This is a genomic window from Mycobacterium sp. NGS26, from assembly GCF_059813025.1.
Genome location: NZ_JCALDU010000006.1, coordinates 83301 through 108492, shown reverse-complemented (window position 1 = coordinate 108492; position 25192 = coordinate 83301). Strand labels below are relative to the sequence as shown.

The window sequence follows — 25192 nt, the reverse complement described above, 5'->3', positions numbered from 1 at the left end:
TCAGTTCGCCTCCGTCCGCTCCGCGGTCACGAACAGGGTCTTGGGGGCCGCGCCCTCGATGTCCGGCGGTGGCCTGCGGTCGTGGCGGGCCATCAGCTCCTCGGCCGGTGTCACCGCCACGGCCCAGCCGTGGCGGCGCAACCAGGCGTCGACGTCCTCGCGCGGCTCCAGGTACCACAGGTCTTGCACCTCGGGGATTTCGCGTTGCGGCTCGAGCCTGGCCATCACTCCGCGCACCCGTTGCATCGTCTCGCGCCTCTTCGCGATGGCGTCCGGGTCGAGGAAATCGGGGCCGGGCGCCTCCACGGCGACCCGGCTGCCGACGGCGCCGAGCGCCTGGACGCGCTCGAACAACAGCTCCTGGGCCGCCGCCGGCAAGAACGGCAACAGCCCCTCGGCCGACCAGGCGCTGGGCGCCGAGGCGTCAAAACCGGCCTGCCGCAACGCCGCCGGCCAGTCGTGGCGCAGGTCCACCGGAACGTGCACCGCCTCGCACTTGGGCTGCGCCCCACACTCCCGCAGCGCCGACGACTTGAATTCCAGCACCCTGGGCTGGTCGAGCTCGTACACCGTGACGCCGTCCGGCCACGGCAGCCGCCACGCCCGCGAGTCCAGGCCCGCCGCCAGGATCACCACCTGACGCACGCCGGAGCGGGTCGCGTCGAGGAAGAACTGGTCGAAGAACGACGTCCGCACGGCCATGTAGTCGACCATCCCCAGCATGCGCGGCTTCAGGTCGGGCTCGGCCTCGGTGATCTCGGCGGGCAGGTCGGGTGCGGCGAACCAGTTCCACATGCCGTCCCCCGCGGCGTCGAGGAAAACCCGCGCAAACGGGTCGCTGATCAGCGGGTTCTCGCTCTCGGTTTCGGCCGCGCGGGCCGCCGCGACGCCCAGTGCCGTCGCGCCCACGCTCTCGGTGATCTCCCAGGTGTCGTTGTCGGTTCTCGCCACGCTTATGCCCTCCAATTCGCTAGCACGCCTACGTATTGACCCTACGCGCGCCAGGTGAGAACGAGCTGTCCGTCAGGTTCCCCCGCACCGACCCCGAGGTATCCGGTTAAGTTGTCGGCGAGCCACCTACAGCGCGGCCCCAGCGACAAGGATCGTGGACATGCGGGTTGACGGGCGCGACATCAGCGTTTCGGGCGACTTGCTGCAACCGCTGACCCGGCGGACCAACGACATCCTGCGGCTGGGCGCCACCGTCGTGTTCTTCGGGATCGTCATCGCCGGTTCGCTGATCACCCGCCCGCAGTGGGTGGCGCTGGAAAAGTCGATCTCCGACGTCGTCGGGGTGCTGACGCCCACCCAATCCGATCTCGTTTACCTGGCGTACGGCATCGCGATCCTGGTGCTGCCGTTCGCGATCCTGACCGGGTTGATCGCCGCCCGGCAGTGGAAGCTGCTCGGCGCCTACGCCGCTGCGGGGCTGCTGGCCGTTCTTCCGCTGTCCATCGGCGGCAACGGCATCGCGGCGCCCCGGTGGCACTTCGACCTGACCGACCGACCGCAGACGGTGTTGGCCCAGATCCTGGACGACCCGCGGTGGATCGCCATGCTCGCGGCGGTGCTGACTGTGTCGGGTCCCTGGCTTCCCGCGCGCTGGCGGCATTGGTGGTGGACGCTGCTGCTGGCGTTCGTGCCGATCCACCTGTTCGTCAGCGCGATAGTCCCCGCCCGCTCCCTGCTGGGCCTGGCGGTCGGGTGGTTCGTCGGCGCGCTTGTGGTGCTGGTCGTCGGCACCCCCGCCCTCGAGGTGCCGCTGGACGGCGCCGTGCGCGCGCTGGCCAGGCACGGATGCGTGGTGTCCGCCCTGCATGTGATGCGGCCGGCCGGGCCCGGTCCGCTGGTCCTCTCGGCCGCGTGCGAGGACGCCGACTCGGCGCCCGACGCGGCCGCCAACGCCGCCGTCATCGAGCTGTACGGCCCCCATCAGCGCAGCGGCGGCGCGCTGCGCCAACTGTGGTGGAAGCTGAGGCTGCGCGGCTCCGAGACCGCGCCGCTGCAGACCTCGATGCGCCGCATCGTCGAGCACCGCGCGTTGATGGCCATCGCGATCGGTGATGTCGGCGTCGCCAACACGTCGACCATTGCGGTCGCCGAACTCGACCGCGGCTGGATGTTGTACGCGCACCGGCCCGTTCGGGGGGTTCCCCTGCGCGAATGCGCGGGCGCCACCCCGGTCGCGCGGGTGTGGGAGTCGCTGAAAGCCCTTCAGGACCAACAGATCTCGCATGGCGACCTGCGCGGCGACGAGATCACCGTGCACGACGGCGCGGTGCTGTTCGGCGGATTCGGCAGCGCCGAATACGGCGCCACCGAGGCCCAGATGCAGTCCGACGTCGCGCAACTGCTGGTGACGACATCGGCGCTGTACGACCCGAAGTCCGCGGTGGCCGCCGCGATCGACGCATTCGGCAAGGACACCGTCCTGACGGCATCGCGCCGGCTCACCAAAGCCGCTGTGCCGAAACGTGTTCGGCGGTCGATTGCCGACGCCGGCGCCGTCATCTCCGCCGCCCGGGCCGAGGTCATGCGCCAAACCGGTGCCGATCAAATCCAGGCCGCGACCATCACCCGGTTCAGCCGCGGCCAGTTCATCCAGCTCGTGCTGCTGGGCGCGCTGGTCTATGTCGCCTACCCCTTCATCAGCACGGTGCCGACGTTCTTCGCCGAGGTGCGAAACGCGAACTGGTGGTGGGCGCTGCTGGGCCTGACCGTCTCGGCGCTGACCTACGTGGGCGCGGCGGCCGCCCTGTGGGCCTGCACCGACGGCTCGGTGAGCTTCTGGAAGCTGTCGATTGCGCAGGTGGCCAACACCTTTGCCGCGACCACCACCCCGGCCGGCGTCGGCGGGCTGGCGCTGTCCACCCGGATCCTGCAGAAGGGCGGCCTGTCGGCGATGCGGGCCACCGCGGCGGTGGCGCTGCAGCAGTCGGTGCAGGTGATCGCCCACCTGGTGTTGCTGATCCTGTTCAGCACCGTCGCGGGCGCTTCGATGGACCTCAAGCATTTCGTCCCGGATGCCACGGTGCTGTACCTGATCGGGGGTGTGGCGCTGGGCATCCTGGGGACGTTTCTGTTCGTGCCCAAGCTGCGGCACTGGCTGGCGACGGCGATGCGCCCGCGGCTGAAGGAGGTGACCGACGACCTGGTCGAGCTAGCCCGCGAGCCGAAGCGGCTGGCGCTGATCGTACTCGGTTGCGCGGGAACGACTCTCGGTGCGGCGCTGGCGCTGTGGGCGAGCGTGGAGGCTTTCGGCGGCGGCGCGACGTTCGTCACCTGCACCGTGGTGACGATGGTCGGCGGAACGCTCGCCTCGGCCGCGCCGACGCCCGGCGGCGTCGGCGCCGTGGAAGCGGCGTTGATCGGTGGTCTGGCCGCCTTCGGCATACCCGCGGCCGTCGGTGTGCCGTCGGTCCTGCTGTACCGGGTGCTCACCTGCTGGCTGCCGGTGTTCGTCGGCTGGCCGGTGATGCGGTGGCTCACCGCGAACGAGATGGTCTGACGGGCGTCAGGGTTCGTCGATCTCGGTCGCGGTGACCACGAAGACCATCGTCCTCCTCACGCTGTCCCCGACCGTGGTGGTGAAGTAGACGGGGTAGTAGTAGTAGCCCGCGGGCATCGACCGGGCCACGGTGATCGCGACGGCGATGGAGGCCGAACCGTCGGCCGCGAACCGTCCCGACACGGGTGCCGCCGTGATTCCGTCGGCGAACGACGTCACACTGGTGACGTAGCCGTCGACGCCATCGATCATCCGTTGGGCATCGACCTCCACCGTCCCGGTCTTTCCGGGCGGGATCGCGACGACGGGACGGGAGACGTTGACGGTCACCGCCGAACTGCCCGTGCCGAACGACGGTGGCGCGGACGACTGCGCGGTCCCCCACACCTTGTTCGGGTAGGGCGAGAGCGCGAACTTCAGGTCACCGCCGGTCCGGATGATCGACTCCGGCAGCCAGGTGCGGTCGGTGGCCCGGCCGTCGACGGTCAGGCCGTCAATGTACTTCAGGTGGTGTGGCCCGGACGCACCCGGAGCGATGATCTGGATGGATTTCCCTCCCGGAAGCGCGATTACGGCCCGATCGAAAAGCGGCGCGGTCACGGTGAGGATGGGTGTGCCCGGGGTGCTGGGGTAGAGCCCGAGCGCCGCCCAGACATACCAGCTCGACAGGGCGCCGAGGTCGTCGTTGCCCGGCTCGCCGTCGGGCGTGGGACCGAACAGACCACGCACCCGGTCGACCGTGAGCTGGGTCTTCCACGGCTGACCGACGTAGTTGTACAGCCACGGCACCCCGAATCCCGGTTCGTTGCCGGCCCATAGATAGGGCTCGTTGGGGCCGACGTTGAGCTTCTTCGTGAAGCGGTCCAGCCGGTCGGCCACCGCCTTCCGGCCGCCCAGGGCGGTCACCAGCCCGGCGACGTTGTGCGGCACCCACCAGACGTATTGCTCGGCGTTGCCCTCGTCGAATCCCTCCTGCCCGAAGCCCGTTTGCGACTCCACGAAACCCGGTCCGGTGGCGAAGAATCCGTTCGGCCCGCGCGGCGAGATGTATCGGGTGCTGGGATTGAACAGGTTCTGCCAGTTCTGCGACCGCTTCTGAAATTCGGCGGCGGTCGCGGCCTCATCGAGCGAGTCCGCGAATCGGGAGATGGCGAAGTCGTCGACCGACCACTCCAGCGTGATCGACGCGCCGACGCCGAACGCCGCCGTCTGCGGGGCGTAGCCCAGGCGCAGGTAGGTGTCGATGCCGGGCCGCTCCACGTAGCCGCCCAGTCCCACACCCCCCTTGGTCGCCGCGTTCACCATGTAACGCAGCGCCGTCTTGCGGTCGAAGTCGTTGGCGCCGAAGGCGCTGAGGTTGGCGATCAGCGGCACCACGTTGTCCCCGCTCATCTCGCCCGTCGCTGAATTCGCAAGCGCCCAACGGGGATACGATCCGCTCTGCACGGCGTCGTCGACGAGCGACTGGGCCATGTCACTGGCCTGCTCCGGGAAGAGCAGTCCCTGTAGCGCCGCCAGGCCGCGGTAGGTGTCCCAATCGGAGAAGTTGGCGTAGTGGGTGTGCCCCGCGGCGACGGTGTGCACGAAGCCGTCGAATCCGAGGTAGCGACCGTCCGCGTCGTTGAAGGTGTTGGGGTGCAGCAGCGATCGGTACAGACAGGTGTAAAAGGTGTCCAGGTCGTCGGCGCGCCTGCTGGCCACCGCGATGCGGGACAGCGTGGAGTTCCATTGCGACGACGCGGCGGCACGCGCCTCCTCGAAGCTCGCCCCGCCCTCGGCCTCCAGATTGGCCCGCGCGCCGTCGATGCTGAGATAGGAGATCGCGGTGCGCACCTCCAGCACCGAGCCGGTGGGAAACTCGACGTATCCCCCGGTGTAAGGCGAAGCGGCGCCGCGGATTCCGGGGTATACCCGATAGCCGTCCCACGTGCCGTAGGAGGTGAAGGGCTGGCTGAACTTCATCGCGAAATACACCGTGTAGGTGTTGTTCTTGCCGCAGAATCCGCCGCTGGTCGCCCATCCGGTGATGGTGCTGTTGTCCTCGCCGATCTGCATCGTCGCGCGGGAGTTGCCCGCCAGCGACACACCCGAGCGCACGTGCAGCAGGGCCGGCCGGCCATCGTGCGGATAACTGAACCGGCCGATGCCGGTGCGGGTGGTGGCGGTCAGTTCCGTGATGACGCCGGTGCCGGGGAATCTCACCGTGTAGTAGCCCGGCACGCCCTGCTCAGTGTCGTTGTGGGCGATCCGTTCCCACGCGTTCCAGGGCTGCGAGCCGGTCGGGTTGGTGGTCGGCAGCATCGAGATGTCGCCGAACGCGGCGCAGCCCACCGAGGCGTGGGTCATGCTGAACCCGGTCGAGCGCGAGTTGTCGTAGTTGTAGCCGGCGTAGTTGTCGAGGGTGTCCGGCGAGTACTGCACCATCCCGAAAGGCGTGGAGGCGCCGGGGAAGTTGTTGATCTCCCCCACCGTCTCCCCGCCCGTCCCGGTGCCGATCAGCGTGTCGACGTGATAGGCCGGGTTCGTGACCAGACCGGGCTCCCCGTCGTAAGCGATGGGCGGGGCCGCCGCGATGAACGTCAGGAAGACAGCGGTCGCCCCGATGAGCGCGATGACTGCCCTTCGCGACCGCATAGCTGTCTCTTACTGCATCACGGGTGTTCGCGTGGGCGATTCGGTCCCAGGCGGCGGTGCCGAATAATGCCCCGAAATCAACCAGCAACTTTCCGGACCGACTTGGGCTAGTCTCAATCAGCGTGGCCGGCGCTGGTACCGGCCCGATTTCCGGGAGTGCTGATAAATGAAACATTTGACCACAGCAACCATTACCGTGGCGCTGATTCTGGCGCTCGTGGGTTGCGGATCTAGCAACAAGAAATCCCCGTCGACGTCGACGTCCACGAGCACGTCGACCTCGACGTCAACCTCGACGACGACGACCAGCGCGACACCGTCTGGGCAGGCCCACAAGAGCATCCTCGACTACTTCAACGAGAACCACATCACGCAGACCCCCGTTCATCGTGGCGATCCGGGCTCCCCCACGATCAGCCTGCCCATGCCCCCGGGCTGGCAGGTAGCCAACGAGAGCGGCGCGTCGTACGGCACCATCGCCTACTCGACGCCGTCGGATCCTTCCGATCCGCCGACGATCTCGGCGCTCGTCGCGAAGCTCGACGGCAATGCCGACCCGGCGAAGATCATCCAGTACGCCCCGGGCGAGGTGCAGAACCTGCCCGGCGCCCAGGTTTCCGGTAACGGAATGGCGTCCACGCTCAGCGGCTTTCAGGCCTGGCAGATCAGTGGCACCTACGTCAAGGGTGGCAAGACGCGGTTCGTCGGGCAGAAGACGGTGGTGATCCCCGGCCAGGGCGCGCTTTTCGTGCTTCAGCTCAACGCCGATTCGCTCGCCGCCGACCAGGGCCCGTTGACGGACGCGATGAACATCGTCGACGACCAAACCAGCATTTCCGTCTGAGTTCTGCAGCCGGATCGCGCCGCGGGACCAACGCGCTCCCGCGGCGCGCCGGCGTGTTCCCCCGGACACCGATTGGCCCTACGGTGTTGGGATGGCACAACAGTCGCACGCGATAGACGTCGGGCATCCGCCGACGGGCCTGCTTCGCATCGTCAACCCGATGCTGCGCTCCCTGCTGCGCACCCCGCCGGCCGGGGCGGCGCGCAAGCAGCTGATGGTGTTGAGCTTCACCGGACGAAAGACGGGGCGACGATTCTCACTTCCGTTGAGCGCCCACGTGATTGACAACGACCTCTACGCGCTGACCGGCGCCCCCTGGAAGCAGAATTTCCGCGGCGGCGCCCCCGCCGAGGTCTTCTACGACGGCAAGACCACCGCCATGCGCGGTGAGCTCATCCGGGACCGCGCCGTCGTCGCCGACCTCTACTCGCGCTGCGCCCAGTCCTACGGCGTGCAGCGCGCGCAGCGGATGATCGGGTTGAAATTTCGCGACCAGCGCATGCCGACGCTCGACGAGTTCGCCGAAGCCGTCGACCGGATGCACCTGGCGGCGGTGCGGTTGACTCCCGCCTCCGGGGAGGGCCCTAGCGGCTAGTCACGGGCGCGCGCTGGTGCGCCGTCAGCAAGGCCTGATCGAATTTCGACCGAGAGCCGATGTGGTGTTGGCCCAACGTCGAGAAGTCGTCGGCGATCTGTTCGGCGAGCAACGCGAGCTTCATGTTGTGTACCTGTGACAGCGTTTTGAGCAGGTTGAACGCGGCGTCCTCGTCGATGCCGTAGACCAGCATCAGCATGCCCTTGGTCTGGTCGATCGCGCCGCGGCGCTCAGCGATTTCGGCCACCCGCGCGGTGATGACGGCCTCGGAATCCTTTGGCCCAGAATCCCTCGCGTCGGAATCCTTCGGGGGTGTGACGTCGATGTAGAAGCCGTGCGTACCGACGACCTCACCGCCGTCGTCGCAGAACTGATCGCCCACCACGACGACCTGGTGGGTGGCGCCGCCGGTGTCGATGATGCGATGCCGGGTGCTGAACGCCTGACGCTTGGCGACCATGTCGTTGATGGTCGCGGCCACCTGGCGGCGATCGTCGGGATGCTTGTGACCCAGCACCAGCTCGGTGGTCGGCGTCACGGTCCCGGGTTCGTAGCCGTGCATGCGCTGCACCTGCTCGGACCATTCCCAGCGCTGGTCCTCGAAATAGAAGCGAAACCAGCCCACGCGCTGCGGTGTGCCGCCGGCCAGTGCCTGCTCGACCGCTACGGCTTGACCGTCAAGTTCCCACGCCATGACACATCCCCCGGTCGCGCGGCCGGGGACCGGGCGTCCGCCGTCCCCCGGCCGAATTGTTGTTGGACCGCGGCCGCTTGCTGGAGCCGCTCGGCAGCGACGCGACACAGTTCGCGGGATCGCTGCACTTGGTCTCGGGCGCGCTGGATGGTGCCGGCGGCAGAGCGCTGCAGCGCCTTCCCGGTGGCGCTGGGCCCCGTCCGCGGCCCGGCGTCGACGCCCGCGCGCAGGTCGGCGATCCGGCGGGCCGTTCGGGCGCGGTGCGCCTTCTGCCGGCATGCCGACGAGCAGTAGACCGCGTCCGACCGCGCGGAGAAGCCGCCGCCGCAGATTGCGCAGGTCACCGCACTCATAGCCGTGACGTTACAGCTATTCAGAGTTGCTCGCGGAGCCTTTCGACGAGTCCGAGCAGCTTCGCGTGATGCGACCCCGCCCAGTAGATCCGCCCGCATTCGGCGCAGCGGCTGAATTCCTGGTAGTAGCGGGCGGTCAACGGCTCGAGCTGGTCGATCACGTCGTCCTTGGCGACCGCGGCCAATCGGCCGTTGCAGTGCAGGCAGCGAGTGAGGGGCGCCAGGCGCTGGCGCAGGTCCAGCCGCCTGATCACCTCGAGCGCCTGTTCCTCCGGATCCTGGGAGTGCACGAACAGGCCGTGCGTGATGGCGCGCCGCTTCAACAGGCCGCGATCGCGGGTCAGCAGGATGCGCTGTTCGTCCAGGCTGATGCGGGCCAGGGCCGCGTCGTCGGCGTCGCTCGACCACCACGTGTCGAAGCCGAGCACCCGGAGCAGGCGCGCAAGCCGTCCCAGGTTCACGTCGACGACGAACCGCGGATCGCGCAGCGGCACCGGCCGCAGCCTGGCGGTCGAACCGACGTCGAGCGCCTCGAACATCGGGTAGGCGGCGATGCGGTCGCCGGACGTGGGCCGGTGGTCGAAGTCCGCGGGGTCGCCGTTGACCAGGATGAGGTCGATTTCGGTGTGCGGAATGCCCATCGCCTCCAGCACGTCCTTGACGGTCTGGTGCGGCCGGAACGGGCGGCGCACGGTGGCGCCGCGCAGCTCGGCCGCCAGGAAGTCGTTGAGCTCGGCGTACGCCCGCACCTCGACGTAGCCGGCCCCCGCCGGCTCGCCCACCTACCCGGGCCCCGCGCCCGCCGCCGCGTGGGTTCGGGTGATCACCGGCCGCTGAAAACCCTTGTCGCACACCGCCCGTCGCACCGCCTCGGTCACCGAATCCACCCGGTCGGCCGGCACCAGGGCGATCACGCAGCCCCCGAAGCCGCCGCCGGTCATCCGGGCGCCCAAAGCGCCCGCGCCGACGGCGGTGTCGGCGATCAGGTCGATGTGCTCGGTGGTGATCTCGAAGTCGTCGCGCATGGACTGATGCGAAGCGGTGCAGATGCGGCCGGCCTCGGCGAAGTCCGAATCGCGCAGCGCGGCAACGAAATCGAGGACCCGGCGATTCTCGGTGAGCACGTGGCGGGCGCGCCTGGCGTCGACGGGGTCGCTGAGCGCGGCCACAACCGAGGGTCCGCGGTCCTGCAGGTCGCGCAGTGACGACGCCCCCAGCTCGGCGGCCGCCCGCTCGCACGAGGCGCGCCGGGCCGCGTAGTCGCCGCCGGCGTGGCGATGGCGGGCCCGGGAGTCGATCAGCAGCAGCGCGACGCCGCCGCCGTCCGGGTCGAACGGCACCGGCGCGACGGTGACGTCGCGAAAGTCGATCAGCAGCGCCGTCGACGGTTGCCCGAACAGCGCGGCCAGCTGGTCGAGCAAACCCGTTGGGGCGCCGACGTATTCGTTTTCGGCGCGCTGGGCCAGCCGCGCCTGGTCCTTGGCGTCGATGCGCACGCCGGCGGCCGACGCGATCGCGCCCAGGGCCGCGCATTCCAGTGCCGCCGAGGAGGACAGGCCCGACCCCATCTCCACGTCGCTGGTGATCGACATCGCGCCGCCGGGCACCGGGTGGCCGGCCTGCCGCAGCGCCCACACCACCCCGGCGACGTAGCCGGCCCAGCCGGTGACGCCGCCCGGCGAGGTGTCGAGCGGAATGCGCACCGAGCCGTCCACCCGGTCGCTGGCCACGGTGATCGCGTCGCCGCCGTCGGGAACGAACGTGGCCGTGGTGCGTTGCGGCAGCGCGATCGGCAGCGCGAACCCCAGGTTGTAGTCGGTGTGTTCGCCGATCAGGTTGATTCGCCCCGGGGCGGCGTAGCGGATTGTCATGCGAGGTCCCGCAGCCGCTGGGCGACGGCCTCGGGCGTGACGTCGCTGATGAACGCGTCCATCGCCGATTCGGAGGCCGCCAGGTACTTGAGCTTGGTGGCGCTGCGCCGGATCGACATCAGCTCGACGTGAAAGTAGCCGTCGGCCTGGGCGTCGGAGTCGGTGTACTGGTGCAACGCCGAAATGTAGGGCAGCGGAGCCGAATACATCCGGTCGAACCGCGCCAGCACGTCGAGGTAGACCCGCGCGAACGCGTCCAGCTCCCCCTCGTCGAGATCGATTAGGTTGCGCACGAACCTGTTCGGGTAGATGTGCACCTCGACCGGCCAGCGCGCCGCGAACGGCACGAACGCCGTGAACTGCTCGGTGCGCGCGATGACGCGGCCGCCGTCGGCGACCTCCCGCGCCAGCATGTCGGCAAAGAGGTTGCCGCCGTGGCGCATTCGATGCTCGCGCGCCTGCCGCAGCATGGCGGCGGTCCGCGGCGTCAGGAAGGGGTAGCCGTAGATCTGGCCGTGCGGATGAGTCAGCGTCACGCCGATTTCCTCGCCGCGGTTTTCGAAACAGAAAACCTGCTCGACACTCGGCATCGCGAGCAGATCGGCGGTGCGGTGCCGCCAGGCGTCCACGACCAGCCGGGCATGCGCCGGCGCCAGCTCCGCGAACGACCCGGTGTGGTCGGCCGAAAAGCAGATCACCTCGCAGCGGCCGTGCCCCGGCGCCGACACGAAGCCGTCGGAGCTCGGCGCCGGCATCGGATCCGGGGCCCCCGACAGGCTCGGGAACCGGTTCTCGAAGACCACGACGTCGTAATCGGGGGCGGGCACCTCGCTGGTCAGCCCGGTCGGTCCCGGACACAGCGGGCACTGGTCCGCGGGCGGCTTGTAGGTGCGGTCCTGTCGCAGCGCCGCGACGATCACCCACTGCCCGGTGGACCGGTCCAGCCGCAGCTGCGACTGGTCGGGGTCGCGCGCCGGCAGCGGCCTGCGGTCCTCGACCGGCGCCGGCCGGCGCCCGGGCAGCGAGAAGAACAGCAGGTCACGGCCATCGGCCAGCTTCGCCCGCGTCGGCGCTGTCACGACGTTGAAGACTAGCTTGCATTAGCATCTCTGCTACACGCAGCGCCGCCTGGATTCGCAAGGAGCAGCCCCATCGCCACCCCGCACCTGCCGCCGGGGTTCGACTTCACCGATCCCGACATCTACGCCCACCGGCTCCCCGTGCGGGAGCTGGCCGAGCTGCGGCGAACGGCGCCGATCTGGTGGAACGAACAGCCGCCCGGGCAGGGTGGATTCGGCGACGGCGGGTACTGGGTGGTGACCAAGCACCGCGACGTCCGCGAGGTCTCGTTGCGCAGCGACGTCTTCTCGTCGGCCGCGAAATCCATTGTGCCGCGCTATCGGGAAGACCTGGCCGCTGGTCAGATCGAGGCGGGACGCACGTCGATGATCATGATGGACGATCCAGAACACAGCCGGCTGCGCAAGATCGTGTCCCGTGCCTTCACACCGCGCGCGGTCGAGCGGCTGCGCGCCGAGCTCGGTGAGCGCGCGCGGCGCATCGCCGACCAGGCCGCCGCCGAGGGGCGAGGCGACTTCGTCCGCCAGGTGGCCTGCGAGTTGCCGCTGCAGGCCATCGCCGGCCTGCTCGGCGTGCCACCGGAGGATCGGGGCAAGCTGTTCGACTGGTCCAACAAGATGATCGGCAGCGACGACCCCGAGTTCGCCGAGTACGATGCGCTGACCTCGGCGGGCGAATTGATGTGGTACGCAATGCAGTTGGCGGCCCGCAAGGCCGAGGAACCGGGCGACGACATCGTCACCACGCTGGTCCGGGCCGACGCCGACGGCCAATCCCTTTCGGACGCCGAGTTCGGCATGTTCGTGGTCACGCTGGGCATCGCGGGCAACGAGACGACCCGCAACTCGATCACCCAGGGCATGATGGCCTTCACCGACTACCCGGACCAGTGGGAACTGTTCAAGGCCCGGCGCCCCAAAACCGCGGCCGACGAGATCATCCGCTGGGCCACCCCGATCACGGCGTTTCAGCGAACGGCGTTGAGCGACACCGAACTCGGTGGCGTGCGGATCAAGAAGGGCCAGCGGGTGGTGCTGTTCTATCGCTCGGCCAACTTCGACGGGGACGTCTTCGACGACCCCTACACGTTCGACATCCTGCGCAGCCCCAACCCGCACGTCGGATTCGGCGGCACCGGCGCGCATTACTGCATCGGCGCCAACCTGGCGCGGATGACGATCGACCTGATGTTCAACGCGATCGCCGACCACATGCCGGATTTGACGTCGGCGGGAGATCCCGAGCGGCTGCGATCGTCGTTCATCAACGGCATCAAGCACTGGCAGGTCGACTACGGCACCTGCCCGCGCTGAGGCCATGCGGATCGCCATCAGCGGTGCCGGTGTGGCCGGGGCGGCGCTCGCCCACTGGCTGCATCGCACCGGGCACACTCCGACGCTGATCGAGCAGGCGCCGAAGTTCCGCACCGGCGGCTACATGATCGACTTCTGGGGCGTCGGCTACCAGGTGGCCAAACGGATGGGGGTCGAGGGCCCGATCCGGGACGCCGGATACCGGATCGAACGCCTCCGCACGGTCGGCCCGCGCGGTGAGGTCAAGGCCGACGTCGACGTCGACGTCTTCCGCCGCATGATCGGCGACGACTTCACCAGCCTGCCCCGGGGCGACCTGGCCGCCGCGATCTACGCCACCATCGAAGGCAAGGTCGAGACGACTTTCGGTGACAGCATCGCCACCGTGGAGGCGCGCGACGACGGTGTCCGGCTGACGTTTGCGCGCGGCGCGCCACGGGATTTCGACCTCCTCGTCGGCGCCGACGGCCTGCACTCCAACGTCCGCGGTGTGGTCTTCGGGCCCGAGCGGCGGTTCGAGCACTACCTCGGTTGCAAGGTCGCCGCCTGCGTGGTCGACGGCTACCGGCCGCGCGACGAGCTGGCGTACGTCACCTACGCCGTTCCCGGCCGGCAGCTGGCGCGTTTCGCGCTGCGCGGCGACCGCACCATGTTCTTGTTCACCTTCCGCGCGCCGCACGACTCGGCTGGCATGGCCCCAAAAGATCAGCTACGCAACGAGTTTCGTGACATCGGATGGGAATCTCGGGAGATACTGGCGGCGCTCGACGACGTCGAGGACCTGTACTTCGATGTCGTCAGCCAGATCCGGATGGACCGGTGGTCGCGCGGCCCGGTGCTGCTGCTCGGCGACGCGGCCGGATGCATTTCGCTGCTGGGCGGCGAGGGCACGGGCCTGGCGATCACCGAGGCGTACGTGCTGGCCGGCGAGCTGGCGCGGGCCGGCCTGGATCACCGTCGCGCCTTCGAGGCTTACGAGGCGCGTCTGCGTCCCTTCATCGTGGCCAAGCAATCCGGTGCTGTGCGCTACATCCCGTTCTTCGCGACGAGGACTCGCTTCGGTGTGTGGTTCCGCAACGTGGCAATGCGCGCCATGGGCTTCGGGCCGCTGGCAACGCTTTTCGCGGGCGGCGTGCGCGACGACTTCGAGCTACCGGACTACGGCATATAGATTGAGGGGCATGACCGAACCCGGCGCGGCCCGCGTGGCGGTCTACTTCGACTTCGACAACATCGTGATCTCGCGGTACGACCAGGTGATCGGGCGCAACTCGTTCCAGCGGGACAAGGCCAGTGGGCTCGAGCAGTACCACGAGCGGCTGGCCCGGGCCACGGTCGACGTCGGCGCGATCATCGACTTCGCGTCGTCGTTCGGGACGCTGGTGCTCACCCGCGCCTACGCGGACTGGTCGGCGGAGGTCAACGCCGGGTATCGCGGACAGCTGGTGGCCCGCGCGGTCGATCTGGTGCAACTGTTCCCGGCCGCGGCCTACGGCAAGAACGGCGCCGACATCCGGCTCGCCGTCGACGCGGTCGAGGACATGTTCCGGCTGCCCGACCTGACCCACGTGGTGATCGTCGCGGGCGACTCCGACTACATCCCGCTGGCGCAGCGCTGCAAGAGGCTCGGCCGGTATGTCGTGGGCATCGGGGTGGCCGGCGCGTCGAGCCGCGCGCTCGCGGCGGCCTGCGACGAGTTCGTCATCTACGACGCGCTGCCCGGGGTGCCGGTGTTCGAGCCCGAACCCGCGCCCACCGACGGTGAGGCGGCCAAGCCGAGGAAGCGCGCCGGAGGCAAGACGGCCAAGCGCGAGGAGCCCGAGGAGCCACCGGATCCGCAAGCCGCCGCCACCGCGCTGCTGACCCGCGCGCTGCAGATCGGCCTCGAGAAGGACGACGTCGATTGGCTGCACAACTCGGCGGTGAAGGCGCAGATGAAGCGGATGGACCCGTCGTTCAGCGAGAAGTCGTTGGGGTTCAAGTCCTTCAGCGATTTCCTGCGTTCGCGCTCCGACGTCGTCGAGTTGGACGAGAGTTCGACGACCCGGATGGTGCGGCTGCGCGCATCGGACTGAGCGATTTAGTCCACAGTTGCGGCTTTATCCACAGATTGCGCGATTGAAGTGTGATTCGAACAGATGTTCGATAGAGTGGGGGCATGGGTGCGAGCACGCGTGAGGAGGTCCAGGAGGACTACGACGCGCTGCGCGCGGCGGTGTCGCGCGTTCTCGGGCATTCCTATGACGCACTGACGACTCCCGAGAGGCTGGCGTTGCTGGAGCACCTCGAACACGAGGCCCGGCGGCTACGCGCCCCGCAGCACACCTTGATCAACCAGATCGGCGCCCACGCCTGCGCCGAAGAGCTGGGCGGCAGCCTGCGCACCGCGCTGGCCGACCGGTTGCACATCACCCGGGCCGAGGCCGCCCGGCGCATCGACGACGCCGACGACCTCGGTGAACGACGCGCGCTGACCGGCGAGTTGTTGGCGCCGCGGTTGGCCGCGACCGCCACCGCCCAACGCGCTGGGCTCATCGGCGACGGGCACGTCAAGGTGATCCGCGGCTTTTTCGCCCACCTGCCCGCCGAGATCGACCTGTGCACCCGCGAGGCCGCCGACGCCGATTTGGCCAAGCACGCCGCCCACTACCGCCCCGACGAGCTGGCCCGCTACGCCCAGCGGATCATGGACTGGCTGCACCCCGACGGCGACTTCAGCGATCAAGAGAGGGCCCGCAAGCGCGGCATCAGTTTGGGCGCCCAGGAATACGACGGCATGTCGCGCATCAGCGGCATGATCACCCCCGAGCTGCGCGCGGCGATCGAGGCCATGCTGGCCAAGCTGGCCGCCCCCGGCGCCTGCAACCCCGACGACCAAACCCCGATCGTGGATGCGGCCCCCGATGAGGAGGCGGTGCGCCGCGATCACCGCACCGCAGCCCAGCGCAACCACGACGCGTTTTTGGCCGCACTGCGTGGCTTATTCGCCTCCGGAAAGTTGGGCCAACACAACGGGTTGCCGGTGTCGATCATCGCGATCGCCACGCTGCGGGAGTTGGAGGCCGCCGCGGGCAAGGCGCTGACCGCCGGCGGCACCCTGGTGCCCATGTCGGATGTGATCCGCTGGGCCGGCCACGCCCACCATTACCTGGCGCTGTTCGATGGCGCCAAGCCGCTGGCGCTGTATCACACCAGGCGGCTGGCCTCCCCCGCACAACGCATCATGCTCTACGCCAAGGATCGCGGGTGCAGCAGGCCGGGTTGTGACGCCCCGGCCTATCACAGCCAGGTCCATCACGTAACAGGATGGACCAGCACGCGGCGCACCGACATCGACGACCTCGGCCTGGCCTGCGGCCCGGACAACAGACTCGTCGAGAAGGGCTGGACCACCCGCACCAACACAAGAGGCGAAACCGAATGGATACCACCCCCACACCTCGACCGCGGCCAACCCAGAACAAACAGCTTCCACCACCCCGAACGATTCCTGCGCGGCCAAGACGACGACGAACCCGTTTGACACTCAGCCCGCGCCAGGGATCGGCGGGTGAACCGACGACCAGGGATGCGCCGATTCCAGTTGGGCGGCAACGCGAATGAGAACGTCTTCCCGCCCGTAGGCGGCGGCCAGCTGCACGCCAATCGGCAGGCCGTCGGCGTTGCGGTGCAGCGGGAGGCTGATCGCCGGCTGCCCGCTCATGTTGAACGGCGGTGTGAACGCGGCGAATTCACCGCCGCGGCGCATCGGTGCCGTCGGATGCTCGGGATCGTTCTCGAATTCCGTTAGTGGGGGCGGCGGTTCGGCCACCGTCGGGGTGAGCAGGAGGTCCCAGCCGTCCGCCCACCACTGCTGCAGCGTGCGGCGGAAGGCCCATGCCGCTTCCAGCGCCGCGGCGTAATCGACGGCGCTCAGCTGCCGCGCCCGCTCGATCAGCACCCAGTTGACCGGCTCGATGTCCTCGGCGGTGACCTCGCGCCCGAGGGCCGCGCTGAACCCGCGCGCCGTCATCGCCAGCTGTGTCACCCACAGCCCCATGAATTTTGCCTGCAGGGTGCTGTCGGACAGGCAGGCCGGCCACGTCGGCTCGACGATGTGGCCGAGGCCCTCCAGCATCGACGCCGCCGAGCGGACCGCCTCGACGCAGTCCGGGTGCAGGAAGCCGCCGCGCGGATGGACGTCGAGCAGGCCGATGCGCAGGCGACCGGGATTCGCCCCCACCTCCTCGAGGTAGGGCCGCAGCGGCGCCGGCGCGATCACGCTGTCGCCGACCCCGGGACCGCGCACCGCGTCGAGCAGTCCCGCGGTGTCGCGCACCGTGCGGCTGACGCACAGTTCGACCCCCAGCCCCGACTCGGAGCGCACCGGCCCGACGGTGATCCGGCCCTGGCTCGGCTTGAGGCCGACCAGCCCACAGCACGAAGCCGGGATGCGAATGCTCCCGCCGCCGTCGGAGGCGTTGGCGAACGGCACCATCCCGACGGCCACCGCTGCGGCGGCGCCGCCACTCGAACCGCCGGGCGTGCGATCCAGCGCCCACGGATTGCGGGTCGGCCCCCAGGCCAGCGGCTGCGTGGTCGGCAGGCTGCCCATCTCGGGGCTGTTCGTCCGCCCCGCGATCACCAGCCCGGCCGCCTTGAAGCGGGCCACCAGCGTCGTATCGGCGGTGTCGATCTTGCCCGCTCGTTTTAGCGCGATGTTGCCGTTCGACAGGGTCTGACCGGCGAAGCTCGTGTAGAGGTCCTTGAGCAGGAACGGCACCCCGTGGAACGGCCCGCGCGGCAGGGCGGGGTCGGCGGCCACGGATCGGGCGTGCTCGAACCACTCGATGACGACGGCGTTCAGCGACGGGTTGGACCGCTCGATCCGCTCGATCGCCGCCTCCAACAGCTCGCCCGGTGTGATCTCGCCCCTGGCCACCAGCGCCGCCTGAGCCGTGGCGTCCATCCATCGCGTCTCGTCGGCAAGACCACCCATGGCTCATGGTGTACCACGTGTGATCACGACCGCCGGAGTCGCGGTTGCGGCGGGCCGGCTTTACGCTCGTTGGTCATGCCCCGGCACGCGGTCGCCCTCGTCGCGCCCGGCGTCTGTCTTGTCATCGCCGCGTGTTCGGCGACGGTGGCGCCGCCGCCGGTGACACCAACAACGACCCCGACAACCTCGACGACGGCTTCCGCTGCGACGTCCGCCGCCCCCGCGCCGGCTCCGATAACCGGCCCCCTGGAAAAGGATTGGAAGAGCTATGGCGGAACGGCGTACTTCGGGTGTCCGGAAAGGTTCTCACTGACCAAGACGGCGCTCGCGGACATTCGCCCCAAAGTCTTCGACCCAAAAACGGGACAGTACGTGGGGCCGGCGGCCCCGACGGTTCCCGCGGGCGAGAACCTTACGGGCGGCATGTGTGCGCTGACGGGCACCGCGGATGGCTTGCGGGTCGTCTACCTGGTGACGACCGCCAAGCCGGCCCAGGCGCCGGCCCCCGAGGTCACCAAGACGACCGCCTATGCCTTCGATTTGACGTCGGGCCAGCCGCTGGCAGCCAAGGAGCTGCAGCCGCCCGCCCCGGACCTGAAGTTGGCCGCGCCGAGCGAATGGGGGCTCGCCGCAACCGCATCCGGTGTGGCGTGGGTGAACGCGTTCACCGACGGCCACGCCCCCACGTCACCGCCGCGGACCGTAATCCTTTCCGGCTCAGACCTTTCGGTGGCGTGGAGCGACCCGCAGCCCGCCCGGGCCTGGCAGGACGTCCTCGCGTTCCAGCGGAACACCACCGAGGGCCACCCGTCGGACGCCGAGCTGCGCCGGCCCAACGGCGAGGCGATCTATCAGGACAACAATGTGGTCGCCGTCGATGCCGAATTATCCGATGGCCCAGACAAACTCGTGAAGATCACGCATCAGGATTCGCCCACCGCCGTGTCGACCATGTTCTTCGACCTGAACTCCAAATCAATCGTCAAGATCGGCGATTCCGACAGAATCTCCGGCGGCGGGCTGTCGACAACGCTGTCGGACGGGAAATTGTTCGTCGACGGCCGGGTCTCGGACACGTCGCAGTTCGGGTTCGGGGTGTGGAATCTGCGAACCCAGCACTGGGATTTGCTGAAAGGCCGCGACGAGGCCATGAAGCTGCCGATTGCCAAACTGACCTTCTTCGGCGATCACCTCTACATCACGAACGTCGGCAACACGTTCTCGGTGATCGCCCTGCCCGGCACCGATCCGGTCGCCTCGAACTGGGCGGTCCGCCCGTTCACGCGGATCAACGGCTGGACGCTGGTGTGCCGCGGCGAGACCGCGGCCGACTCCACCGGCGAGTGCAAGGAGATCGTGATGGTGCAAGACCAGGACGGCCACTACCCCGGCCCGTGGTTTTGAGCCTTGCGGCCGCTCTCGAAATAGACCCCACCCCTCAGAGTGCCCGCAAGCCACGCAGGGTCCGTCGTATCAGTTCGCATCGTTCGTCGATCGTCATCGAGTCGGCGAGGGGGGCGTGCACCCGCAAATACCCCTGTGTCACCAGGTCGCCGACCAGGAACCGCGTCGCACCGAGCGGCAAGGACAGACGGACGGCGATCTCCGCGACCGAGGGGCTGTGCGCGCACAACGTCAGGATCTGGCCCCGCACATCGTTTCTCGGCCAGCGCGGCGGCTTCGCTGACGCGTTGAGCGCTTCGACCTGAGCCTCGAGTGCCAACTCGACATCGGAGTCGGTACGGCCGGCCGTCAGCGCGTACGGCCGGACCGGGTTCGGCTCGTCCACGGTTTCCGGTTCAGTGGTCCAGTCGCCGGCCTGCTTCTCCGGGACGTCTGGGGAACCATGCGGCACGTAGTGGTTCTCCAGGAACCACAGGGCCTGGTCGGCATGCACCGACGCGCGCAGCTCGCTGGAGACGACCTTGAGCACGGTGCGGTCGGTGTCGATGACGAAAGTGGTCCGCCTGACCGGCAGCAGCCGGGACAGCAGGCCGCGGCGCCGAGCGTGCCGGCCACGCCGGGTAGCCTCACGGGTCACGACGGACCTACGCAGCTTGGCGAGCCGGCCGCGGCGCACCCCGAACAGCTCGGACACCACGCCGTCCGCGTCGGACAGCAGCGGATAGTCGAACGAGCGCTGTTGGGCGAAGTGCGCCTGCTTGTCGACGGTGTCGGTGCTGATCCCCACCCGCTGGGCGCCGATCGTGGCGAATTCGTTGCTCAGGTCCCGAAAATGACAAGCCTGCGCTGTACAGATCGGTGAGGACGCTAGCGGGAAGAAGAACAGCACCACCGGCCCATCGGAAAGGAGCGCTGACAGTGTCCGAGGCCGACCGGTGTGATCGTGCAGAGTGAAGTCAGGCGCCTTCTCGCCCGCGATCATCGGCAAAGACTAACGCGGAAGCGCTACCAGGCGGGAACGCGACCGGCTCAGGCCACGCCGACTCACCTACGTCGATACTGGTGGCAGGTACAGGATTCGAACCTGTGTAGGCGTAAGCCGACGGATTTACAGTCCGCTCCCATTGGCCGCTCGGGCAACCTGCCGCCAGACAGGTTACAACGAACGAGTAGACAGGGCACAAACGGCTATCACCTCCGATGAAGGGACGGATCGAATGGCGGACTCATCGTTCGACATCGTCAGCAAGATCGACCGGCAGGAGGTCGACAACGCGCTCAACCAGGCGGCCAAGGAGCTGGCCACCCGGTTCGACTTCCGCGGCACCGACACCAAAATCGCCTGGAAGGGCGACGAGGCCGTCGAGCTGACGTCGTCCACCGAGGAGCGGGTCAAGGCCGCCGTCGACGTCTTCAAGGAAAAGCTGATCCGCCGCGACATCTCGATGAAGGCTTTCGAGGCCGGCGAGCCGCAGGCCTCCGGCAAGACCTACAAGATCACCGGCACCCTCAAGCAGGGCATCAGCAGCGAGAACGCCAAGAAGATCACCAAGCTGATCCGCGACGAGGGCCCCAAGAACGTCAAGACCCAGATCCAGGGCGACGAGATCCGGGTCACCAGCAAGAAGCGCGACGACCTGCAGGCTGTCATCGCGATGCTGAAGAAGGCCGACCTCGACGTGGCGCTGCAGTTCGTCAACTACCGGTAGCGCTCCCCAATCCGCCGGGCTGGCCCAACCAACCGGTGGGTGCCTAATCTGGTGACGAGTCCCACACACCAAGCGAGGTTCACGATGACCGTGGCTCCCCAGCAGGCCCCCGGCGACAGCGCGGCCGAGGTGGCCTACTTCGACGTCGTGATCGTCGGCGCCGGCATCTCCGGCATCGGCGCGGCCTACCGGATCGCCGAGCGCAACCCGCAGCTGACCTACACCATCCTGGAGCGCCGCGAGCAGATCGGCGGCACCTGGGACCTGTTCCGCTACCCCGGCGTGCGCTCCGACAGCAGCATCTTCACGCTGAGTTTCCCGTTCGAACCCTGGACCCGCAGGGAAGGCGTGGCCGACGGCGTCCACATCCGCGAGTACCTGGAGGCAACCGCGCACAAGTACGGCATCGACCGCCATATCCGGTTCGGCAGCTACGTCCGCGCGGCGGACTGGGACTCGTCCACCGACACCTGGACGGTCACCGTCGAACAGGGCGGGGCCCAGAAGCAATACCGCTCCCGGTTCGTGTTCTTCGGCAGCGGCTACTACAACTACGACGAGGGCTACACCCCCGACTTCCCCGGCATCGAGCGGTTCCGCGGCATCGTCGTGCATCCCCAGCACTGGCCGGAAGACCTGGACTACGCCGGCAAGAAGATCGTGGTGATCGGCAGCGGGGCCACCGCGGTCACGCTCATCCCGGCGCTGGCCGAGCGCGCGGCGAAGGTGACCATGCTGCAGCGCTCGCCGACCTACATGATGGCCGCATCCAAGTACAGCAGGGTCGCGGCGGTCGCCCGTAAAGTGTTGCCGCGCAGGGCCGCTCACTTGGTGACCCGTACCTGTTCCGCGCTGACCGAGGCGGTGTTCTGGTTTTTCTCCCGCAAGACGCCCGGGCTGGTCAAGCGGCTGCTGCGCCACGTGGCGACCAAGAACCTGCCCGACGGGTACGACATCGACACCCATTTCAAGCCGCGGTACAACCCGTGGGACCAGCGGATGTGCCTGATCCCCGACGCCGACCTGTACGCCGCGATCACCGCGGGCCGCGCCGAGGTGGTCACCGACCACATCGACCATTTCGACGCGGGCGGCATCACGCTGAAGTCCGGCGGCCACCTCGACGCCGACATCATCGTCACCGCGACCGGCCTGCAGCTGCAGGCGCTCGGCGGCGCGTCGATCAGCCTGGACGGCGTAGAGATCAATCCGCGGGACCGCTTCGTCTACAAGGCGCACATGCTCGAAGATGTGCCCAACCTGTTCTGGTGCGTGGGCTACACGAACGCGTCGTGGACGCTGCGAGCCGACATCACCGCGCGGGCCACGGCAAAGCTGATGGCGCACATGGCCTCCCACGGCTACACGCACGCCGCCCCGCACCTGGGCGACCAACCGATGGCCGAGAAGCCGGCCTGGGACATTCAGGCCAACTACGTGAAGCGGGCACTGCACGCGCTGCCGAAGTCGGGCACCAAGCGGCCGTGGAACGTGCGGCAGAACTACCTGGCCGACGCGATCGACTACAAGTTCGACCGCATCGAGGAGGCGATGGTGTTCGGCCGCGCCGGCGACCGGGCGCCCCTGGCGGGATGAAGCACCCCTATCAGGGCGCACGCCTAGGCGGATTCCCCGGTATGTATCTGCATGCCGCAGTTCGGGCAGAAGTTTTCCGCGGGGTGGTGCTCGGTTCCGCAATTCGCGCAGAAGTGTGGCTCCGTGGCCGTCGGTCGTTGCGCGCGGATCGCGCGAAGCGGTTTGACGGCACCGCCATCGGGTTCGGCCGCCGGCCCGGTTTCGGCGCGACGCCGCCGACGGGCCCTCAGCACCACGAAGGCCACCCGCCCGCCGACGGCGAGCAGCACCAAAGCACCACTTACGATGTACCACAACAGGTTTGAGTTGTGGAATATCGACGTATCACCGTACTGCTGACGCAGATTGGCCGCGTTGGTCCGGAGGTCGGCCAGCCCCGGATAGTCGGGTGACAGCGCCAGGGTCTGGTCGAAATCCTTGATCGCGTCGCTGTAGCGGCCCGCGTAGTAATGGTCGAGCCCCTTTCGGTAGTACACGTCGGCGGGCCCGAGCATCGGCTTGAAACCCTTGCCCGCCAGCATCACTGCCAGACGGTCCGCGGGTGCGATGAAGTTGAACGGCTGCGGTTCGTCGGCGGGGGCGAAGCTGTTGACCCCGATCACCTTGCCGTTGAGGTTGATCGTCGGCCCGCCGCTCATGCCCTCCGTGACCGGAGCGTTCATCTCGTATTCCGGCATCGATTCCACGGTCGACTTCTTGCTGACCGTGCCGCTCTTGTTCGTCGGGTCCAGCGAGGGCCCGGTGATGCGCTGGGTGGCCTGCGGGAAGCCCACCGCGAGAACCGGTGTGCCGATGGTGACATCGGCGTCGGTGGCCAGCTCGGCCGACGGCAGGTTGTGCTTTTCCACCTTGAGCAGGGCGACATCGCCTTTGGCGAGCGGCCTGAACTCCGCGACGGTGGCCGTCAGCTTCCCGGCGACCTTGGTTCCGGTGCCGTACAGCACCGTGAGGCTGGTCTCGGGGCCGCGGTCGGGGGTGTCGCCCTCGACCCGCGCGTTCTTCTGCAGCCACTCGATCGTGGCGACCAGGTCGCGGCCCGTGGGCGCGTCCGGAAACTGGTCCATGTAGGCGCCCGCGGCGTTCTTGAGTATCAAGTCCTTGGCGGTCGTGGGATCGACGCAGTGGCCTGCGGTGGCCACCCAGCCGTCGGGATTGACGACGAAGCCGGTGCAGCCCCAGGTCGCGACGAACGGGAACGTCGAACCCATGCCGAACTGGGACAGCGTCTGCCCGCCGGGCAGCCGGACCTGGCCGTAAGCCTGGGCGGCCAGGTACATCACCGCCGGCCGGATCATGGCGGCGGCCCTTTCCTCCGGGTTGACCTGCGGACGGGCGCCGTCGGCGGCCGCGACGCCCGGCGCGCCGCCCAGCACCGTGAGGCCGGCCGCGGCCAACGACGCGAACGCCCGTCCCCAGCGAGCGCGTCTGCGCATCATGCCTCCTCGTGTCGCACCTGCCCTTGACGATCCGGCACGGCGCACGGCGCGGGGTAGGGACCGAAGTCCCATGTGCCGGGGTCGTTGGTTTCGAGTTGAACCGCTACTAAATGTGCGGTTACGGCAATAGGCTGAACGCCATGTCAGCTGCGATGCGCGAACCCAAAGTCGTTGTCCTCGGTGGCGGTTCCTGGGGAACCACGGTGGCGTCGATCTGTGCGCGCCGCGGGCCGACGCTGCAATGGGTGCGCTCCGAGGCGACCGCCAAGGACATCAACGAGGATCACCGCAACCACCGCTACCTCGGCAACGACGTCATCCTGAGCGACACCCTGCGCGCCACCACCGACTTCGCCGAGGCCGCCAACTGCGCCGACGTCATCGTCATGGGGGTGCCCTCGCACGGTTTCCGCGGCGTGCTGACCGAGCTGTCGAAGGAACTGCGCCCGTGGGTGCCGGTGGTGTCGCTGGTCAAGGGCCTCGAGCAGGGCACCAACATGCGGATGTCGCAGATCGTCGAAGAGGTGTTGCCCGGGCACCCGGCGGGCATCCTGGCCGGCCCGAACATCGCCCGCGAGGTGGCCGAGGGGTACGCCGCCGCGGCGGTGCTGGCGATGCCCGACCAGCATCTGGCGACCCGGCTGGCCGCGTTGTTCCGCACCCGGCGCTTTCGCGTGTACACCACCGACGACGTCGTCGGCGCGGAGATGGCCGGGGCGCTGAAGAACGTCTTCGCCATCGCGGTCGGCATGGGTTACTCGCTGGGCATCGGGGAAAACACCCGCGCCCTGGTCATCGCCCGCGCGTTGCGCGAGATGACGAAGCTGGGCGTGGCCATGGGCGGGCAGCCCGACACCTTCCCCGGGCTGGCCGGCCTCGGCGATCTCATCGTCACCTGCACCAGCCAGCGCAGCCGCAACCGGCACGTCGGCGAGCAGCTGGGCGCCGGCAAGGCGATCGACGAGATCATCGCATCCATGAACCAGGTCGCCGAGGGGGTCAAGGCCGCCAGCGTGATCATGGAGTTCGCCAACGAATTCGGCCTGAACATGCCGATCGCCCGCGAAGTCGACGCCGTCATCAACCACGGCTCGACCGTCGAACAGGCCTATCACGGCCTGATCGCCGAGGCGCCGGGGCACGAGGTGTACGGCTCCGGGTTCTGACTCGGCCGTGC

At 68.6% G+C, this 25192-nt stretch carries 20 protein-coding genes, 1 tRNA gene and 3 pseudogenes; 11 read left to right on the top strand and 13 right to left on the bottom strand.

The window, feature by feature from the left end; translation table 11 throughout:
• Nucleotides 1-951 carry a class I SAM-dependent methyltransferase gene (locus AC5Y6X_RS19660; protein ID WP_499988558.1) on the bottom strand — a complete coding sequence of 317 codons (951 nt, stop codon included), beginning with the start codon at nucleotides 949-951 and terminating at the stop codon, nucleotides 1-3.
• A 160-nt stretch (nucleotides 952-1111) separates the two neighbouring features.
• Here AC5Y6X_RS19660 and AC5Y6X_RS19655 point away from each other — a divergent pair, with 160 nt between their 5' ends.
• On the top strand, nucleotides 1112-3508 hold the full coding sequence (locus AC5Y6X_RS19655) for a lysylphosphatidylglycerol synthase domain-containing protein (RefSeq protein ID WP_324681047.1): 2397 nt from the start codon (nucleotides 1112-1114) through the stop codon (nucleotides 3506-3508).
• A 6-nt stretch (nucleotides 3509-3514) separates the two neighbouring features.
• On the opposite strand, the gene AC5Y6X_RS19650 is transcribed toward AC5Y6X_RS19655, so the two are convergent.
• A complete protein-coding gene (locus AC5Y6X_RS19650) occupies nucleotides 3515-6142 on the bottom strand; it encodes a GH92 family glycosyl hydrolase (protein ID WP_499988557.1) in 2628 nt (875 codons plus the stop codon).
• A 166-nt stretch (nucleotides 6143-6308) separates the two neighbouring features.
• On the opposite strand from AC5Y6X_RS19650, the gene lpqN reads away from it, so the two are divergent.
• Both lpqN and AC5Y6X_RS19640 read left to right on the top strand, forming a co-directional pair.
• Nucleotides 6309-6986 carry an envelope biogenesis lipoprotein LpqN gene (lpqN, locus tag AC5Y6X_RS19645; protein ID WP_499988555.1) on the top strand — a complete coding sequence of 226 codons (678 nt, stop codon included), beginning with the start codon at nucleotides 6309-6311 and terminating at the stop codon, nucleotides 6984-6986.
• 91 nt (nucleotides 6987-7077) lie between these two features.
• Entirely contained in the window at nucleotides 7078-7581 is a 504-nt protein-coding gene (locus tag AC5Y6X_RS19640; protein WP_499988554.1) for a hypothetical protein, read from the top strand.
• Here the strand turns inward: AC5Y6X_RS19640 and AC5Y6X_RS19635 are convergent.
• The 6 genes and pseudogenes from AC5Y6X_RS19635 to AC5Y6X_RS19610 form a co-directional block, all read right to left on the bottom strand.
• Nucleotides 7571-8275: a PAS and ANTAR domain-containing protein gene (locus AC5Y6X_RS19635; protein ID WP_499988553.1), complete on the bottom strand. Its 705-nt coding sequence runs from the start codon at nucleotides 8273-8275 to the stop codon at nucleotides 7571-7573. The two genes, AC5Y6X_RS19640 and AC5Y6X_RS19635, sit on opposite strands and share 11 nt — an antisense overlap.
• Entirely contained in the window at nucleotides 8245-8628 is a 384-nt protein-coding gene (locus tag AC5Y6X_RS19630) for a hypothetical protein (RefSeq protein WP_499988552.1), read from the bottom strand. The genes AC5Y6X_RS19635 and AC5Y6X_RS19630 overlap by 31 nt, the downstream gene beginning before the upstream one ends.
• A 20-nt stretch (nucleotides 8629-8648) precedes the next feature.
• A complete protein-coding gene (locus AC5Y6X_RS19625; RefSeq protein ID WP_499988550.1) occupies nucleotides 8649-9410 on the bottom strand; it encodes a Mut7-C RNAse domain-containing protein in 762 nt (253 codons plus the stop codon).
• A complete protein-coding gene (locus AC5Y6X_RS19620; protein WP_499988548.1) occupies nucleotides 9411-10499 on the bottom strand; it encodes a galactokinase in 1089 nt (362 codons plus the stop codon).
• The gene (gene galT / locus AC5Y6X_RS19615; RefSeq protein ID WP_499988880.1) at nucleotides 10496-11533 is read right to left on the bottom strand and encodes a galactose-1-phosphate uridylyltransferase; all 1038 of its coding nucleotides are present in this window, start codon (nucleotides 11531-11533) and stop codon (nucleotides 10496-10498) included. The genes AC5Y6X_RS19620 and galT overlap by 4 nt, the downstream gene beginning before the upstream one ends.
• Nucleotides 11507-11578 (bottom strand): annotated as a pseudogene (locus AC5Y6X_RS19610) (galactose-1-phosphate uridylyltransferase); the annotation flags it as partial. The gene galT and the pseudogene AC5Y6X_RS19610, both read right to left, overlap by 27 nt.
• 72 nt (nucleotides 11579-11650) lie before the next feature.
• Between AC5Y6X_RS19610 and AC5Y6X_RS19605 the strand changes: the two are divergent.
• The 4 genes from AC5Y6X_RS19605 (at nucleotide 11651) to AC5Y6X_RS19590 (ending at nucleotide 16415) form a co-directional block, all read left to right on the top strand.
• Nucleotides 11651-12892 (top strand): cytochrome P450, encoded by a 1242-nt coding sequence (locus AC5Y6X_RS19605; RefSeq protein WP_499988879.1) that lies wholly within the window; start codon nucleotides 11651-11653, stop codon nucleotides 12890-12892.
• Between the two features lie 4 nt (nucleotides 12893-12896).
• Nucleotides 12897-14063: an FAD-binding domain gene (locus AC5Y6X_RS19600; protein ID WP_499988546.1), complete on the top strand. Its 1167-nt coding sequence runs from the start codon at nucleotides 12897-12899 to the stop codon at nucleotides 14061-14063.
• 10 nt (nucleotides 14064-14073) lie between these two features.
• The gene (locus AC5Y6X_RS19595; protein ID WP_499988545.1) at nucleotides 14074-14967 is read left to right on the top strand and encodes an NYN domain-containing protein; all 894 of its coding nucleotides are present in this window, start codon (nucleotides 14074-14076) and stop codon (nucleotides 14965-14967) included.
• An 83-nt stretch (nucleotides 14968-15050) separates the two neighbouring features.
• Nucleotides 15051-16415, top strand: coding sequence for an HNH endonuclease signature motif containing protein (locus AC5Y6X_RS19590; protein ID WP_499988544.1), 1365 nt, complete (start codon nucleotides 15051-15053; stop codon nucleotides 16413-16415).
• Nucleotides 16416-16418: 3 nt separating this feature from the next.
• Here AC5Y6X_RS19590 and AC5Y6X_RS19585 read toward each other — a convergent pair whose 3' ends face one another.
• The gene (locus AC5Y6X_RS19585; protein ID WP_499988543.1) at nucleotides 16419-17870 is read right to left on the bottom strand and encodes an amidase; all 1452 of its coding nucleotides are present in this window, start codon (nucleotides 17868-17870) and stop codon (nucleotides 16419-16421) included.
• A gap of 75 nt (nucleotides 17871-17945) precedes the next feature.
• Between AC5Y6X_RS19585 and AC5Y6X_RS19580 the strand changes: the two genes are divergently transcribed.
• Entirely contained in the window at nucleotides 17946-19274 is a 1329-nt protein-coding gene (locus tag AC5Y6X_RS19580; RefSeq protein ID WP_499988541.1) for a hypothetical protein, read from the top strand.
• Nucleotides 19275-19308: 34 nt separating this feature from the next.
• Here AC5Y6X_RS19580 and AC5Y6X_RS19575 read toward each other — a convergent pair.
• From AC5Y6X_RS19575 to AC5Y6X_RS19565, 3 genes and pseudogenes are all read right to left on the bottom strand, one after another.
• Nucleotides 19309-19641, bottom strand: a pseudogene (locus tag AC5Y6X_RS19575) (DUF742 domain-containing protein); the annotation flags it as partial.
• A 96-nt stretch (nucleotides 19642-19737) separates the two neighbouring features.
• Nucleotides 19738-20256: pseudogene (locus AC5Y6X_RS19570) on the bottom strand (peroxiredoxin); the annotation flags it as partial.
• A gap of 78 nt (nucleotides 20257-20334) precedes the next feature.
• Nucleotides 20335-20420 (bottom strand) — tRNA-Tyr (locus AC5Y6X_RS19565).
• A 71-nt stretch (nucleotides 20421-20491) separates the two neighbouring features.
• Between AC5Y6X_RS19565 and AC5Y6X_RS19560 the strand changes: the two genes are divergently transcribed.
• Together AC5Y6X_RS19560 and AC5Y6X_RS19555 are read left to right on the top strand one after the other, a co-directional pair.
• Nucleotides 20492-20983, top strand: a complete 492-nt coding sequence (locus AC5Y6X_RS19560) for a YajQ family cyclic di-GMP-binding protein (RefSeq protein ID WP_324681062.1) — start codon at nucleotides 20492-20494, stop codon at nucleotides 20981-20983.
• 84 nt (nucleotides 20984-21067) lie between these two features.
• The gene (locus AC5Y6X_RS19555; RefSeq protein WP_499988539.1) at nucleotides 21068-22579 is read left to right on the top strand and encodes a flavin-containing monooxygenase; all 1512 of its coding nucleotides are present in this window, start codon (nucleotides 21068-21070) and stop codon (nucleotides 22577-22579) included.
• Between the two features lie 23 nt (nucleotides 22580-22602).
• Here the strand turns inward: AC5Y6X_RS19555 and AC5Y6X_RS19550 are convergent, their stop codons facing one another.
• Nucleotides 22603-24012 (bottom strand): trypsin-like peptidase domain-containing protein, encoded by a 1410-nt coding sequence (locus tag AC5Y6X_RS19550; RefSeq protein WP_499988537.1) that lies wholly within the window; start codon nucleotides 24010-24012, stop codon nucleotides 22603-22605.
• Between the two features lie 143 nt (nucleotides 24013-24155).
• On the opposite strand from AC5Y6X_RS19550, the gene AC5Y6X_RS19545 reads away from it, so the two are divergent.
• Nucleotides 24156-25181: an NAD(P)H-dependent glycerol-3-phosphate dehydrogenase gene (locus tag AC5Y6X_RS19545; RefSeq protein ID WP_499988534.1), complete on the top strand. Its 1026-nt coding sequence runs from the start codon at nucleotides 24156-24158 to the stop codon at nucleotides 25179-25181.
• Nucleotides 25182-25192: the final 11 nt, after the last annotated feature.

Bases quoted from the DNA above. Each gene is read 5' to 3' on its own strand.
- AC5Y6X_RS19655 (WP_324681047.1), top strand. From the start codon at position 1,112: ATGCGGGTTGACGGGCGCGACATCAGCGTTTCGGGCGACTTGCTGCAA.
- AC5Y6X_RS19650 (WP_499988557.1), bottom strand. From the start codon at position 6,142: ATGCGGTCGCGAAGGGCAGTCATCGCGCTCATCGGGGCGACCGCTGTC.
- lpqN (WP_499988555.1), top strand. From the start codon at position 6,309: ATGAAACATTTGACCACAGCAACCATTACCGTGGCGCTGATTCTGGCG.
- AC5Y6X_RS19640 (WP_499988554.1), top strand. From the start codon at position 7,078: ATGGCACAACAGTCGCACGCGATAGACGTCGGGCATCCGCCGACGGGC.
- AC5Y6X_RS19635 (WP_499988553.1), bottom strand. From the start codon at position 8,275: ATGGCGTGGGAACTTGACGGTCAAGCCGTAGCGGTCGAGCAGGCACTG.
- AC5Y6X_RS19630 (WP_499988552.1), bottom strand. From the start codon at position 8,628: ATGAGTGCGGTGACCTGCGCAATCTGCGGCGGCGGCTTCTCCGCGCGG.
- AC5Y6X_RS19620 (WP_499988548.1), bottom strand. From the start codon at position 10,499: ATGACAATCCGCTACGCCGCCCCGGGGCGAATCAACCTGATCGGCGAA.
- AC5Y6X_RS19600 (WP_499988546.1), top strand. From the start codon at position 12,897: ATGCGGATCGCCATCAGCGGTGCCGGTGTGGCCGGGGCGGCGCTCGCC.
- AC5Y6X_RS19595 (WP_499988545.1), top strand. From the start codon at position 14,074: ATGACCGAACCCGGCGCGGCCCGCGTGGCGGTCTACTTCGACTTCGAC.
- AC5Y6X_RS19590 (WP_499988544.1), top strand. From the start codon at position 15,051: ATGGGTGCGAGCACGCGTGAGGAGGTCCAGGAGGACTACGACGCGCTG.
- AC5Y6X_RS19585 (WP_499988543.1), bottom strand. From the start codon at position 17,870: ATGGGTGGTCTTGCCGACGAGACGCGATGGATGGACGCCACGGCTCAG.
- AC5Y6X_RS19580 (WP_499988541.1), top strand. From the start codon at position 17,946: ATGCCCCGGCACGCGGTCGCCCTCGTCGCGCCCGGCGTCTGTCTTGTC.
- AC5Y6X_RS19560 (WP_324681062.1), top strand. From the start codon at position 20,492: ATGGCGGACTCATCGTTCGACATCGTCAGCAAGATCGACCGGCAGGAG.
- AC5Y6X_RS19555 (WP_499988539.1), top strand. From the start codon at position 21,068: ATGACCGTGGCTCCCCAGCAGGCCCCCGGCGACAGCGCGGCCGAGGTG.
- AC5Y6X_RS19550 (WP_499988537.1), bottom strand. From the start codon at position 24,012: ATGCGCAGACGCGCTCGCTGGGGACGGGCGTTCGCGTCGTTGGCCGCG.
- AC5Y6X_RS19545 (WP_499988534.1), top strand. From the start codon at position 24,156: ATGTCAGCTGCGATGCGCGAACCCAAAGTCGTTGTCCTCGGTGGCGGT.